Annotated in this window: 11 protein-coding genes; 4 read left to right on the forward strand and 7 right to left on the reverse strand. The window is 70.9% G+C overall.

Annotation, left to right across the window (positions count from 1 at the left end; genetic code table 11):
- Positions 1-71: 71 nt before the first annotated feature.
- The 5 genes from V1L54_RS05950 to V1L54_RS05970 form a co-directional block, all read right to left on the reverse strand.
- On the reverse strand, positions 72-1,736 hold the full coding sequence (locus tag V1L54_RS05950) for a CotH kinase family protein (protein ID WP_330116809.1): 1,665 nt from the start codon (positions 1,734-1,736) through the stop codon (positions 72-74).
- A gap of 191 nt (positions 1,737-1,927) precedes the next feature.
- The gene (locus tag V1L54_RS05955; RefSeq protein WP_330116810.1) at positions 1,928-3,718 is read right to left on the reverse strand and encodes a CotH kinase family protein; all 1,791 of its coding nucleotides are present in this window, start codon (positions 3,716-3,718) and stop codon (positions 1,928-1,930) included.
- A 139-nt stretch (positions 3,719-3,857) separates the two neighbouring features.
- Positions 3,858-4,745, reverse strand: a complete 888-nt coding sequence (locus V1L54_RS05960; protein ID WP_330116811.1) for a polyphosphate polymerase domain-containing protein — start codon at positions 4,743-4,745, stop codon at positions 3,858-3,860.
- On the reverse strand, positions 4,742-5,434 hold the full coding sequence (locus V1L54_RS05965; RefSeq protein ID WP_330116812.1) for a DUF4956 domain-containing protein: 693 nt from the start codon (positions 5,432-5,434) through the stop codon (positions 4,742-4,744). The genes V1L54_RS05960 and V1L54_RS05965 overlap by 4 nt, the downstream gene beginning before the upstream one ends.
- 587 nt (positions 5,435-6,021) lie before the next feature.
- Positions 6,022-7,389, reverse strand: a complete 1,368-nt coding sequence (locus tag V1L54_RS05970) for a hypothetical protein (protein ID WP_330116813.1) — start codon at positions 7,387-7,389, stop codon at positions 6,022-6,024.
- A 1,018-nt stretch (positions 7,390-8,407) separates the two neighbouring features.
- Here V1L54_RS05970 and xynA point away from each other — a divergent pair.
- Positions 8,408-9,118, forward strand: a complete 711-nt coding sequence (xynA, locus tag V1L54_RS05975; protein WP_330116814.1) for an endo-1,4-beta-xylanase XynA — start codon at positions 8,408-8,410, stop codon at positions 9,116-9,118.
- Here xynA and V1L54_RS05980 read toward each other — a convergent pair.
- Both V1L54_RS05980 and V1L54_RS05985 read right to left on the reverse strand, forming a co-directional pair.
- Positions 9,105-10,085 (reverse strand): helix-turn-helix domain-containing protein, encoded by a 981-nt coding sequence (locus V1L54_RS05980; protein ID WP_330116815.1) that lies wholly within the window; start codon positions 10,083-10,085, stop codon positions 9,105-9,107. The genes xynA and V1L54_RS05980 overlap by 14 nt on opposite strands.
- Complete coding sequence (locus V1L54_RS05985) at positions 10,082-10,885, reverse strand: peptidoglycan-binding protein (protein WP_330116816.1); 804 nt, start codon at positions 10,883-10,885, stop codon at positions 10,082-10,084. Before V1L54_RS05985 ends, V1L54_RS05980 begins: the two co-directional genes overlap by 4 nt.
- A 281-nt stretch (positions 10,886-11,166) precedes the next feature.
- Here V1L54_RS05985 and V1L54_RS05990 point away from each other — a divergent pair, with 281 nt between their 5' ends.
- The 3 genes from V1L54_RS05990 (at position 11,167) to V1L54_RS06000 (ending at position 13,731) form a co-directional block, all read left to right on the forward strand.
- Positions 11,167-11,619 (forward strand): peptidoglycan-binding domain-containing protein, encoded by a 453-nt coding sequence (locus tag V1L54_RS05990; protein WP_330116817.1) that lies wholly within the window; start codon positions 11,167-11,169, stop codon positions 11,617-11,619.
- A 312-nt stretch (positions 11,620-11,931) separates the two neighbouring features.
- Positions 11,932-12,594, forward strand: coding sequence for a hypothetical protein (locus V1L54_RS05995; RefSeq protein ID WP_330116818.1), 663 nt, complete (start codon positions 11,932-11,934; stop codon positions 12,592-12,594).
- 126 nt (positions 12,595-12,720) lie between these two features.
- On the forward strand, positions 12,721-13,731 hold the full coding sequence (locus tag V1L54_RS06000; protein ID WP_330116819.1) for a zinc-dependent alcohol dehydrogenase: 1,011 nt from the start codon (positions 12,721-12,723) through the stop codon (positions 13,729-13,731).
- Positions 13,732-13,764: the final 33 nt, after the last annotated feature.

Genomic DNA, 13,764 nt, shown 5'->3' on the forward strand with positions numbered 1-13,764 from the left:
CCGGGGCTGATGCCCGGCCGGCCCCGCTGTCCGGGGTGCGGCCGGCCGGGGTCCGGATCCGCGGCCCGCCGTCAGCCCGCGTCGGGCCGCCAGCCGGAGGAGTCCAGCCAGGCGGCGCGCCGCAGCATCCAGTCACGCAGCTGGTCGACCTGCCCCTGCCAGGTGTCGGCGGTCGGGGTGACGAACGGGCCCACCATCGGCTCGGTGAGGTTGGGCCACCTGGCGAAGTTGCGCCCGGCGGCGCCGGTCAGCGGCGCGGCCAGCTCGTCGACCAGAGCTGTCAGGGCGCCGTCGGACAGGGGTCCCTGGCGCAGGGTCCGCCAGCGCTCGTCGACCCGCTGGACGAACGAGGGGTCGTCCATCAGCCGGACGAACCAGTCGTTGGCGGGCAGCTGCCGGATCTGCTCGAACTGCCAGCCCTCGATCAGCTGGTTGCCGAAGTACCCGCCGGTGCCGAAGGTGAGGTTGTAGTCCCACAGCGGCCCGGCGAAGATCTTGCCTTCCCGGTCCTTGTGGAAGTACTGGCTGCGGATATAGGCGTCCATCTCGCGACTCAGCTCGTTGAGGACGACCTGGTCGACGAACGAGTCGGTGTCGATGTACGCCGGATAGCCGGTCCGCGGATCGGACGGATCCTCACCGCGCAGCGAGTCGTGGAACCCCTGGACGTACCCGGTCAGCCACTCCTCCTGCTCGGGCCGGAGCTGTGAGGGTTCGGCGACCTCCAGGTCACGCCAGCAGGTGGCGGCGTCCCCGGTGCACGCCAGGGTCGGCTCCTCGGCGGCGAACCACTCGAACTTGAAGACGTAACCGCCCGTGACGGCCGGTTCGCTGATGTCGTCCTCGCCGAGCTCCTTCAGGTCCAGCCGGTCCCCGGAGTTCTCGATGGTCTCGGTGATCATGTAGACGCCCTGGTAGTCGGCGGCCTCCAGCGGGCCGTCGTCCAGGTTCAGGTACACCTCGACGAACCGGTGGCGCGGCACTCGCATGCCCGTCTTCCGGCCCAGTTCGTACATGAGCGCGGTGCGGATCAGGGACTTGTCCGCGAACGGCCCGCGCAGCACCCAATCGGCCTCGGCCGGCATGCCCAGCACCGGATGGCGGGCGTCGTCGTCGTGGTTGTCCCACCACTCCAGCCGGTACGGAGCCTTCTCGAACATGGCCGAGGACTGCCCGCGCAGATGGAATCCGGCCCGGGTGGCCAGCGCGGGGGCGGCGGAGAGCGAGGCGGTGCCGGACTCCGGCTCCATCAGCAGGGCGGCGGCGTCCGCGTACTCGCGGCCGGGCTTGCCCGCGCCGTACGCGTCCATGACCAGCAGCGGCAGATCGTGCGCGGCGTCGAACGAGCGGGCTACGTACAGTGCCGTGCCCGGCTCACCCTCCGCGGCGCCGTCCGTGAACGCCTGGGCGCGCAGCTGGGTGGTGGCGGTCAGTTCCAGCGGCCCGGAGTACAGGGGCGAGGAGGCCGTCGGCAGCGTCCCGTCGGTGGTGTACCGGATCTCGGCGCCGGGCACGGCGGTGCCCAGCGCCACCGTCAGCTCGTCCTGGAAGGTGCCGCTGGGCACCGAGAAGTCGATGTCCCCGGTCAGCTCTTTCCCGCTTCCCTCCTCTCCGGTGTCCCGTGCGGTGCCCTGCCCGGCCCGTTCGGCGGCCGCGGCCGGACCCGGCGGCCCGGGTGCGCCGTGCGCCGCCGCACCGCCCGTCATGGCGATGACCAGCGCGGTGAGCAAGCACACCGCGTTCGTTCTTCTCCTGCGCACCACGGCGGTACCCCAATCGGTGAGGAGGACGGAGGAAGGAGCAGTTGGAAAGAGGAAGGAGCCGGAGGGAGGAACGGGGGGTGGAAAGACCGGCGCCGGGCCGGCCCGGAAGGACGGGCCGGCCCGGCGTGCGGCCGGTGGGCGGCGGACAGGCCGCCGGTCCCGGCTCAGGACAGTTCGCGTCCCTTGAGGTCCGGCATGGCCTTGAGCAGTGCCTCGTTGCCGGGCTGCGGCGGCCATCCCGGGTTGGGGTTGATGCTGGGATCCCATCCGGAGGAGTCGATCCAGGCGGCCCGCTGCACCAGCCAGTCCTGCAGGATCGTCAGCTGCTGCTGCCAGGTCTGCGAGGTCTTGGTCTGGAATCCGCCGACCATGCGGCTGTTGAGGTTGGGCCACTTGGTGAAGTTCCGCTGGGCCGCGTTGGTCAGCGGGGAAGCCAGCCGGCTGACCCGTGCCCGCAGTTGCGCGTCGGAGAGCACGCCCTGACGCAGCTGCTGCCACCGCGCCCTGACCCGCTGCTGGAACTCCGGCTGCTCCATCAGCCGCAGGAACCAGTCGGTGGTGGACGGCATGCCGGGGAACGAGAACGGCCGGAACTGCCAGCCCTCGATCGCGTCGGCTCCGGGGACGGCGCCGAAGCCGATGTCGTAGTCCCACAGCGGACCGGCGAAGATCTTCCCGTCCCGGTCCTTGTGGAAGTACTGGCTGCGGATGTAGCCGTCGCCCTGGCGGGCCAGCTCGTTGAGGATGATCTGGTTGACGAAGGAGTCGACGTCGATGTACGCCGGGTAGCCGGTCTGTGGATCGGAGGGGTCGGGACCGCGCAGCGAGTCGTGGAACCGCTGGACGTACTGGGTCAGCCACTGCCGCTGCTGGGAGTTGAGCGGGTCCGGGTCCACGACCTCGAGGTCGTTCCAGCAGGTCTGCGCGTTGCCGGTGCACTGCAGCTTCGGTTCCTCGGCAGCGAAGGCGTCGAACTTGAAGATGTAGCCGCCGCTGATCTCCGGGAGTGCGGTGTCCTCCTCGTCGAGCTGTTTCAGGTCCAGCCGGTTCTTCTGGTTCTTGATGGTCTCGTCGAGCAGGTAGACGCCCTGGTAGTCCTCGGACCCCAGCGTGCCTCCGTCCAGGTTCGTGTAGACCTCGACGAACCGGTGGCGCGGGGCCTTCAGGCCCAGCTCCTGGCCCAGGGTGTAGGCGAAGGCGTCACGGACCAGGGACTTGTCCGGGAACGGCCCGCGCAGCACCCAGTCGGCCTCGGCCGGCATGCCCAGCACCGGGTAGTCGGCGTCGTCGTCGTGGTTGTCCCGCAGTTCCAGCCGGTACGGGGCCTTCTCGAAGTTCGCCGAGGACTGTCCGCGCAGATGGAAGGCGGCCCGGGTGGCCAGCGTGGGCGTCGCGCCGAGCGAGGTGGTACCGCCCTGCGGCTCCATCAGCAGGGCGGCCGTGTCCACCCAGTCCCGGCCGGGTTTCCCGGCGCCGTAGTCGTCCAGTACCAGCACCGGCAGGTCGTGGGCGGTGGTGGCGCCCGCGGCGCGGGCGAGGTAGATGGCCGTGCCCGGCTCGCCGCTGGCGGCGCCGTTCACGAACGCCTGGGCGCGCAGCTGGGTGGTGGCGGTGAGGTTCAGCGGCCCGGAGTACAGCGGGGAGGAGGCCGTCGGCAGCGTCCCGTCGGTGGTGTACCGGATCTGCGCGTTCGCCACGGAGGTGCTCAGGGTGACCGACACCTGGCCCTGGAAGGTGCCGCTGGGCACCGAGAAGCCGATGTCCCCGGTCAGTTCGTCCTGCTGCTGCCGGATGGCCGCGGCGTCCTTCGCGGCCCTGGCCCCGGCCTCCTTGTCGCTCGTCTCGGTCGTCGCCCGTTCGACGGCTCCGGCCTTGGCCGACGACGGTGCGGGGGCACCGTACACCGCCGCGCTGCCCGTCATTCCGACGGCCAGCGCGGTGAGTAAGCCCACCACGCTCATCCTTTTTCTGTGCACTGGAGTTGCACCTCGATCCGTAACACGATGAAGGCAGACGCGGTCCGACTGCCACGGAACTGCTGTTGCCGGCACGTCGAATGAGGGTCGCGTGCGGTCTGTTCTGCGGGCGGGCCCGCTAGCGGGACATCACCGCGTCGACCCGCTCCCGGAGCGGGGCGCACACGGGTGCCGCGTCCGGGGAGCCGGTGGCCGGCACCTCGGTGATCCGGGGTTCGGCGCCCGGCGCGGTCCGCGGGGCGTCCGGCGGGAAGTGCCGGCGCAGGGTGCGCCGCCAGGGCCCGTCGGGCAGGTGCGGACGCAGTGCGGCGAGGCCGGTCGCGTACTTGGAGATACGGCTGGGCCGGTACCGGCTGCGCCACAGCAGCCGGTCGACGTGCGAGGCCGTGGAGCCGGTCTTGGTCTCCACGATCACCGTGTCCGGCAGGCTCATCTCCCGGTCGCCGTCCACCCAGGTCAGTCCGGTGTCGATGGTGACCCGGCTGTTGGTGTCCGGAAGGTGCAGGGTCGTGCGGTGGTACCGGGTGGTCAGCGTCGGGACGTAGTCGAACAGCGGGCTTCCGGCGATGCGGTTCTCCGCCAGGATCTCGTCGACGAAGTCGCGCCCCGGCCCCAGCGTGTTCCAGTCCCGCGGTTCGTAGGGCAGGCGCTGCTTGACGGTGCTGCCGCGGTTCCCGCGGACCTTCACCTCCAGCCAGCAGTCGCCGGACTGCTCGTAGAGGCGGGTGCGTATCTTGAACCGGCGGCGGCGCCGGTGGGCGGTCAGCAGGTAGCTGGTCAGTTCGGGGGTGTCGAAGTACAGCGACCGGTAGGCGAAGCTGCGGTCGCCGTCGATGTCCAGGACCCGGGTGCCGGACGGCAGTCGGCCCAGCAGAGCCTCCACCATGTCGACCGGCAGCACGTACTTGCGGTCCACCCGGGTCTGCAGTGACGCGCACGCGATGAGTTCCTCCAGCCCGACCGGCTGAAGTTCCTCCAGTGCGGCACCCAGGTTCCCGGTGCTCACGGCCTCACCGCCACCGGGGCGGTGCCGCCGGGGGCGGCCGTCTCGGTGTGCGCCGCCCCGTTCTGGGCGTGCTGGGCGTTCTTGGCGTGCGGCCCGGGGGAACAGCGGTAGCGCACGTCCACCACGGTGGTGTCGTTGACCAGGTCGACCCGCTGCACGACGGCCGAGTGGACCCGGGCTCCCAGGGTCTGCTCCAGGTGCGCCACCAGCGCGGTGTGGTCGGGCAGCGCGGTGTCCAGCACCATCACCTGGCGGCGGTGGCTTCGCATCATCCGCGGGTGGTCGCCCACGAAGAGCACCGCCACGATCAGTCCCATCAGCACGGCCGAGCGCCACACCTCGGTGGTCTGCATACCGCCGAGCAGGCCCAGTGCCAGGGCGGAGAAGTAGTAGGCGACCTCGTGCTGGTCCAGTTCGGTCGAACGCAGCCGGATGATCGACAGCACACCGAACAGGGCCATGCCGAGCCCGATTCCGGCACCGGTCTTCCCCGAGCTCAGTGCGCTGGCCACCGCGAGCACCCCGACGTTCACGCCGAGATAGGCCACCACCAGGTCTTTCCTGCGATGGCGTGGGAAGTACAAACCGAACACCAGGAGGCTGACTGCCGCGATGTCGCTCAGGAATAAGGCGAGTTGCGCCATGTGGTAGTCCTTCCAGCGGTTGTGGGGGGAGCCCGCCGTGTTCATACCGTGCACGTGCGGTGAACCAGTGCTGGCCTGGTGGTTAACACGACGGTAAATGTGGCCCCACTGCCACCGCCATTCACTTCCGGCCGATCGTCACTTATGTGAATCCCCAGGTCACAGCCGGAGGGCTGGAACACCGACGGCGCGGCACACCCTTCCCTCACGGCCCATCGGGGCAGCTCAGCCGATGTGTGAGCGGGCTCGCCCACAGCCTTGCCCGAAGGCGCCTCCGGCTGACCGGAACTGTTGCTTGCCCGATGAGTTCCACTGGAACTTTTCGGAGACGGAAGCGATCTGACGGATCGTCCCTTCCCTTCCGCGACTCCCAGCTCAGGACACAGATCGGCAAGCCGGGACGCGCGTGATCCAGCGCCGGGCGGCAGCGGACACGACCAACGCTCCCTCAATGTTTACCGGAACTTTTCCGATACTGAAGAGCCGAGGCCGGTCATTCCTGTACGGGTCGCGGAGACCTCCGGACGGCCGCCCCCGGCGGCGGGGCCGTCAGCGGCCCACGGGGATGCCGCGGGAACAGGACGGGGCCCGCGGCGGACACCTCCGCCGCGGGCCCCTGCCGGAAGGAAGAATCAGTTCGGCGCGTGGATCCGGTCGGACGGGTTGGCGGCCCAGTCCTTCGTGGTGCCCCGGACGTAGAGCGGGTTCGAGGAGTTGCCGGAGAAGTACTGCTTGATGGAACCCTCGAACGGCTGGGTCGACGCGTTGCGACCGTAAACGTCGGTGTAGACGGTGGTCGGGCCGCTGTTGCGCACCGTGAAGTTGCCCGGGCGGAACTGGCGCAGGCCGCCGTTGAACGGCGAACGCACGTCGTCCCACGCGATCCGCTGGCCGCTCTGCCGGCGCACCTGGTCGCAGTACTGGCCCTGGACGTTCACCTCGTAGCAGAGGTCGACCTGGCGGCCGATGTTGTCCGGCTTGCTGGAGTCGAAGTACCGGCTGGGGTTGAGCACGTAGAACAGCGGAGCGATGGTGAAGTTCAGCTGCGAGGTGCTCACCGTCACGTCGGCGAACCAGAACTCGTGCAGGTCGGTGTCACCGAACGGCACGTACGTGCCCGTCAGGGGCTCGAAGTGGGTCTTGCCCTCCCTGATCGCCTGCACACAGCTCGCGTCGGTGATCAGCCGGCCGAGCGACTTCGTGTCCGAGGGCGAGTCCGCCGGCTCCGCGGTGCCGACCTGCCTGAATCCCGCGCCGAGGAACGGGCCGGGGCAGTCGGTCCCGCCGAAGCCGCCCGGCCGCCCGAGCGGGATCAGCGCGGTGTACCTGGCCTCGGTGGTCTGCCCGTTGTCGCTGTTGGTGCACCGGTTGTTGTAGATCAGTTCGTGGACGTTGTTGGTGAACGCGTCCGCGGAGTGGGTGCCCTGGTGGAACTTCAGCAGCACGTCGCAGGTCGCGAGGACCCTGCCGTCCGTCGGCGGGAAGACGCTGGTGCCGTCGTCGCCCTCCCGCACCGGGTCGTTGTTGACGACCATGACCTTGTGCCCGACGTGGTCCTCGTGGCGGTGGCTGTGCTCGGGGCTGGACTCCCGCTGCACCTCGCTGGTGTGGCCGAAGGTCGGCCAGTCGACCGTGGAGAACAGCTCGGACTGGCGCGGGTCGTCACCGTGCTCGTGGCCGAAGGTGCACCCGCTGGGGTCCTTCGGCGGGTGCCAGGTCGGGTAGACCTTGCCGTCGGGCCCGTACGCCCAGTACCGGGCGTGGACCTCCTTGGAACACTCGCCGCTGCGCGGTGTGTACCCCTTGTCGTTGTTCTCGACGATCAGGTCGTAGGCCCGGCTGGTGGGTGCGCCGGCCTGCGGTAACTCCTTGCCCCACGCGGGGTTGTCCGCCGGTTCGGCGTTCGCGGCGGGTGCGGTGAGCGTGGTCACCGCCAGGCACGCGGCGGCTACCGCGGTCGTGGCCGCCCACAGCCGGGACCGGTAACGATGGAAACGCATTCGGGGTCCTCCAGGAGAACACGCGCAATCGACAGGAATGGCCCATGGCGTAGACATGAAGCTGCTTGCCTACCGATTACGCCGGAGACAGTCGGAAGACGTGCGAGGCCACAATGCGTCGAAGGCGGTCCCAGTCCTTGACCCTGGCCCCCTCATACACTTGACGTGTATACACCAACACCAGTTCCGTCACAACCCTTTCAACTTACCCGGTTCACCAAACGCCAATCCGCCGGTCAGACCCCTCATGGCCTCTCATTCGCCCCCTCACGCATCCGTCACCCCGGCCCGGCCGGGGAGCGCCGGACGGACCGCGAGATCATCACGCAATACGCTTTTGACGCGGCCACAACAAACAGCGATTCGAGCAATACCCGAAAACGGCGGCGGGCGCGACGAGCCGCCATAACCCACGGCCGGGAAATCGCCGGGAAAAACCTACCGGTTACTCCGGGAGCGCCGACCGGACGACCTCTCCCGCCGCGGACGCCCGGCCCGGCCCCGCCGGACACCGTGCCCGCCGGGCCGGGGAACCGGAGGAGACCTGACGGCGCGGAGGAAGCCGGCGAGCCGCGCGGGGGCGGCCGGCCGCCCCCGCGCGGCATGATCGGAACATCCCCGAAAGTTTCGACAACGTTGGCCCGGCCACCGGTCCCGGAACTGACGCTTCCAGTCGACGAGCCATGAAATGATCAACAGTGGAGGCTCGCTGACCAGCAACAACTTCCTCTTGCGTAAACCCCTGATGACGGCACAGTTCCCGTAATGCTTCCGGGAACTGTTGACAACTCAACGGGCCGGACCAACACTATCCGCATCGACAGCCCTCCTGTCGATGCGGAACACCCCACAGTGTCCCGGCCCTCCGGCCGTCGAGCACACGACGACCGAACATCCCCCCACCGTCGCTGATACGGCACCGGCACACGGTGACCGCCTCCCGGCCACCGGCATCCCCACCGGCCCGTATCACGCTGCCTGGCCCCCCGGCCAGTCTTCGCATGGAGGAAGCATGCACATGAACGGCGCTCCCACCCCCGACAACGGCGTCCCCACCCCCAGCGGCCTCAGCCGCAGGGGCTTCATCGGCCGCGCCGGCGCCCTGGCGGTGGCCACCTCCGGCCTGATACTGCCGACCGCCGGCACCGCCCACGCCCAGACCATCACCTCGAACCAGACCGGCCACCACAACGGGTACTTCTTCTCGTTCTGGACCGACGCCCCCGGAACGGTCTCCGCGACCCTGGGGAACGGCGGCAACTACAGCACCTCGTGGCGCAACACCGGGAACTTCGTCATCGGCAAGGGCTGGAGCAACGGAAGCCGCCGGACCGTGTCCTACTCGGGCAGCTTCAACCCGTCCGGCAACGGCTACCTGTGCCTGTACGGCTGGACGTCGAACCCGCTCGTCGAGTACTACATCGTCGACAGCTGGGGCAACTACCGGCCCACGGGCGAGCACCGGGGCACGGTCAGCAGCGACGGCGGCACGTACGACATCTACAGGACGACCCGGCACAACGCCCCCTCCATCGAGGGCGACGGCAGGACCTTCGACCAGTACTGGAGCGTCCGGCAGCAGAAGAAGACCGGCGGCACCATCACCACCGGCAACCACTTCGACGCGTGGAGCCGGGCCGGGCTGCGGCTGGGCGGCTTCAACTACTACATGATCATGGCGACCGAGGGCTACCAGAGCAGCGGCAACTCCAACATCAACGTGAGCTGACCGGGACGTCCCCGAACCATCCGAACACCGCGCCGTGGCGCGGCGGCCTGGAGCCGCCGCGCCACGGTGCGGCACGGGGCCAAGCGCTTTCCCCACCGCTCGAACCCCGGACCGCACGGCCGTCGAAGCACTCCCTCTCCCCGCCCCCCGCGGGCCGGAAACAGGCCCGGACGACGCTTCCGGGGCGGATCGCGGCCATGGCGGTGTAGACATACGCCTCCGCGTCGAGTTCGTCCGCGACCTCGGCACTGTGGGTACGGCCGTCCGCGGACACCTCGATCCGGTCGCCGACGCTCGTACCCCACGCCCGGGCCCAACTGGTCCCGCACTCCCGGCTGTACCGCACCTCCATCCGGGCTCCGGTGGCGGTGCGGTACGAGGCGAGGCTGTCCGGTCCGGCGGCGCAGATCATGTGTATCGGATTCCTGCCCTCGCAGTCGGTGCCCCGGCAGTAGGGACCGGAGGCGGGCGGGGGCGAGGACGGGGGTCCGTCCTTCCCGCCCGGTGGCAGGAGCAGGGCCGCCACGCCCCCGAGGACCACGGCGCACACCGACGCGAACACCACCACGGCCACCGCGCCCCGGCGGCCGTGCCGCCCGCCGGGGCGCGGTGCCTGCCGCCGGTCCCGGGGCGGCACCCGAGACGGTGACTGCTCCGGCGTGCCCGTACCGGTGTCCGCGGACGTACGCGCCGCCTCCACCGCGCGCCCGCTCCACTCCGCTTCCGCGATCTCCCACAGGGCCAGACACCGCCCCTCCGGTTCCCCGGCGAGACGGCACAGGTCCCGTACCGCCTGCCGCGGCGGCAGCACCCTGCCGTTGAGATAGCGGTCCCAGGAGGACTTGCTGTACGTGGTCCGCTCCGCCAGGCCCGCCAGGCTCAGGCCGGTGCGTTCCTTCAACTCCCGCAGCACGGCGGCCAGTCGGGCGCGTTCCGGCGGCAGCGGCGTCCGCGAGGCCCGCGTCATTCGCCGGACCACTCCCGCAGTGCCTGCCAGGTGTGCGGCCCGACGATGCCGTCCACGACCAGACCGGCCCGCTTCTGCGCACGTTCGACGGCGCGCTGCGTCAGCGGACCGTAGATCCCGTCGACGTCACCCGGCTCGATACCGGCCCGGCGCAGCAGGCACTGCACCTCCGCCACCTCCGGCCCGGCGTGTCCGTACGCCACGATGGCCTCCCGGGTACGGCTGTTGCCCGCGTACCAACGGCCGTCGACGCGCTCCACACGACAGGTGTACTCGGCCGCCGGGCCCGACGCCGGCCCCGGTGCCGCCGCGGCGGACGAGGCGGAGGGCTCCGCCCCCGCCCTGCCGTCGCCGCCCGCGGACCGTGCGAACAGCAGGACCGCCGTCGAGACGGCCAGTGCCAGGACCACCGCCCCCGCCACCAGCGCGATGCGCGGCGGACGCCCGTGCGGACGCCCTCGCCCGGACTCGGCCGGCGGGGACTCCGCCCCGGCCGTTCCGGCCGCCTCCGGCGCGGACGCGCCTCCGCGTCCGGCCCCCCACGCCTCGGCCGCGACCTCGTGCAGCGCGAGCAGCCGGGTCGGATCCTCACCGCAGATCCGGGCCATCGCCTCGACGGCGTCCCGGGGCGGCAGCGACCTGCCGCCCAGATACCGTTCCCAGGACTTCGCGCTGTACCCCGTCTTCGCGGCAAGCTGCCGCATGCTCAATCCGCTGTGGTCCTTCAGCCCACGCAGACGCACCACCAGCCGGCGGACAGGCGCGTCCAGTTCGACGGGCAGCTCTTTCCAGCGCGACATGTTCCCCCACACGCGTTCGTGGCCCTTGGTCCGAATCCCCGTGTCCCCGGTTGCATTGTGCACCAGCAACCATGGTCCGCGCTCGTGCGGAACCGGCCACCGTCCCCTCCCTCCCGTCCCGCCGCGCCGACCCGGCGAGCGGTGTCCCAGCAGGTCAGCTCATGGGATGCCCCATCAGTACGTCACTTCCGAGGCAGCCGTTGCGGCCCCTTCCCCCGGCCCCGCAGTCTCGTTGCCAGGCCGGCCGGTGCGGTCGGCTTCACCCATCGGAAGGAAGCCGAATGCGAACCTCCACGAGGACACTTGTCAGCATCACCGCCGCCGCCGTGATCACCGCCGGGAGCCTGGCCACCGCGGGCGCCGCCGCCGCGGCCCCCGCCCCGGCCGCCAAGCCCGCGGTGAGCTCCGAGGCCGTCGCCCCGCTCGCGGTGGTCAACCTCGGCCTGAGCACCGCACAGGCCAAGAAGGTCCAGGGTGTGCTGAAGGAGCACTACGGCTACACCGGCGCCATCGACGGACAGCTGGGCACCAACAGCTGGAAGGCCATGCAGCGCTACCTCAGGCAGGCATGGGGCTACAACGACGCCATCGACGGGATCGTCGGACCCAACACGGTGAAGGCGCTGCAGCGCTGGCTGAAGGCCAACTACGGTTACACCGGTGCCATCGACGGAATCGCCGGAGCGGGGACCCAGGCCGCGTTCAAGCGGCTCGCCGACAGGATCCCGGCCTGATCCGGACCCGTCACGAGAGACCTGCCGCACGCACCGGAGGACGGGCCCCGCCGTCTCCGGTGCGTGCGCGTGCGGCCGTACCGCGGCGGCCGTCCCGTACCGGGCCGAGAAGGTGCTTCCGGCAATGCGGTGGGCACAGGGTGCCGGTGCGTCCCGAGGCCGGAGGGGACGCCCGGGACCCACCGGCCCCGGGAACAGGGCCGACCGGCCCCGCACAAGACGGTCCTTCGGCACCGGCGCCGGACCCGCCGCCGGCGGGATGGTGGTCATGCGACGGACACCCGGTCCGAAGCACCCGGAAGGGAGCACGTCATGGCCGTGCAGGGTCACTCTCACCACCGTCCCGGACTCCACCTGCCCTCATGGCGCCGGACGAGGGCCGCCGCCCCGGCGGCCGGTGCCCGTGCCGCCGCCGGCGCCACGGCCGCCACCGGCACCGCTGCCGCCGTCGCCACCGGCACCGTCGCCGCGCGGATCGGGGCCGTCACCCGGCTGCTGACCGGGTTCGTCTTCCTGTGGGCGTTCCTCGACAAGACCTTCGGCCTCGGCTACGCCACCACCGCCGAGCAGGCCTGGATCGAGGGCGGCTCCCCCACCCAGGGCTACCTCGGCGGCGTCTCCGCCGGACCGCTGGAGTCCTTCTTCCACAACATCGCCGGAGCCACCTGGGCCAACTGGCTGTTCATGCTCGGCCTGCTCGGCGTCGGCCTCGCCCTCACCGCCGGCGTGGCCCTGCGACCGGCCGCCGCCGCCGGCACCGCGATGATGGCACTGATGTGGACCGCGGAATGGCCCCTGGCCCAGCACCTGTCCGACGGCTCCCCCAGCATGTCCACCAACCCGGTCGTGGACTACCACCTCATCTACGCCCTCGTCCTGATCGCCCTGGCCGCCTACGGCGCCGGCCGCACCTGGGGCCTGGGCCGCACCTGGGAAGAGCTGCCGCCGGTCAAGCACCACGGCTGGCTCCGCTGACGGCGCGAGCGGCGGCCCCGTGGACCGCGGTCGTACGTCAGTCCGTACAACCCCGCCCGTACCGTCCGGCAGCGGACGGCGAACAGCCCCGGAAGCACCGGGAACCCCGCAAGGAGTTGAGCAGTCATGAAGGCAGCAGTCGTCCGGGCCCTCGGCGAACCACTGGTGATCGAGGAGCGCCCCGATCCCGAGCCCGGCCCCGGGCAGGTCAGCGTCCGCATCGAGGCCTCCGGACTGTGCCACACCGACATCCACGCCGCGAACGGCGACTGGCCCGTCAAGCCCGAGCCCCCGTTCGTCCCCGGACACGAGGGCGTCGGGATCGTCGAACGGCTCGGTGCGGGAGTCACCCACCTGACCGCGGGGCAGCGGGTCGCCGTGCCGTGGCTGGGACGGACCTGCGGACGGTGCGAGCACTGCCTGTCCGGCTGGGAGACGCTGTGCGAGCGGCAGGTCAACACCGGCTACGGGTGCGACGGCGGATACGCCGAGAAGATGCTCGCCTGGGCCGACTTCGCCCAGCCCGTCCCGGACGGCATCAGCCCGCGCGACGCCGCGCCGCTGACCTGCGCGGGCGTGACGACGTACAAGGCGCTCAAGGTCGCCGGGGTACGGCCCGCCCAGCTCGTGGCGGTCTCCGGGGTCGGCGGTCTGGGCCACCTGGCCGTGCAGTACGCCAAGACCGCCGGCGCCACCGTCGCGGCGATCGACGTCACCGACGAGAAGCTGGACCTGGCCGCCAAGCTCGGCGCCGACATCGTGATCGACGCCCGCGCCGAGGACCCCGCCAAGGCGCTGAAGCGGCACGGCGGCGCCCATGTGGCGCTGGCCTGCGCGGTCAACGAGGAGGCGTTCACCGCCGCGTACGGCGGGCTGCGGCGCGGCGGGAAGCTGGTCATGATCGCCCTGCCCGCGGACGGCACCCTGCCGCTCCCGGTCTTCGCCACGGTGCTGAACGGCATCAGCGTGATCGGGTCGATCGTCGGCACCCGCCAGGACCTCGCCGAGGTGTACCGGCTGCACGCCGCCGGGCACACCCGGGTCATCTCCGAGGCCAGGCCGCTGGAGTCGGTCAACGAGTCCATGCGGGACGTGCTGCGCGGCGACGTCACGGCACGGATCGTCTTCGAGCCCTGACCGGCTGCGGCCCGGCCGCCGTCCGTTCCGGAG

The sequence above is a fragment of the Streptomyces rubellus genome (genome assembly GCF_036323805.1).
In the GTDB taxonomy this organism is placed as follows: Bacteria; Actinomycetota; Actinomycetes; order Streptomycetales; family Streptomycetaceae; genus Streptomyces.

What these genes read in the sequence shown, in the direction of transcription:
- V1L54_RS05965 (WP_330116812.1), bottom strand. Translation starts at nt 5,434, where the DNA reads ATGAACACGGCGGGCTCCCCCCACAACCGCTGGAAGGACTACCACATG.
- V1L54_RS05970 (WP_330116813.1), bottom strand. Translation starts at nt 7,389, where the DNA reads ATGCGTTTCCATCGTTACCGGTCCCGGCTGTGGGCGGCCACGACCGCG.
- xynA (WP_330116814.1), top strand. Translation starts at nt 8,408, where the DNA reads ATGAACGGCGCTCCCACCCCCGACAACGGCGTCCCCACCCCCAGCGGC.
- V1L54_RS05980 (WP_330116815.1), bottom strand. Translation starts at nt 10,085, where the DNA reads ATGACGCGGGCCTCGCGGACGCCGCTGCCGCCGGAACGCGCCCGACTG.
- V1L54_RS05985 (WP_330116816.1), bottom strand. Translation starts at nt 10,885, where the DNA reads ATGTCGCGCTGGAAAGAGCTGCCCGTCGAACTGGACGCGCCTGTCCGC.
- V1L54_RS05990 (WP_330116817.1), top strand. Translation starts at nt 11,167, where the DNA reads ATGCGAACCTCCACGAGGACACTTGTCAGCATCACCGCCGCCGCCGTG.
- V1L54_RS05995 (WP_330116818.1), top strand. Translation starts at nt 11,932, where the DNA reads ATGGCCGTGCAGGGTCACTCTCACCACCGTCCCGGACTCCACCTGCCC.
- V1L54_RS06000 (WP_330116819.1), top strand. Translation starts at nt 12,721, where the DNA reads ATGAAGGCAGCAGTCGTCCGGGCCCTCGGCGAACCACTGGTGATCGAG.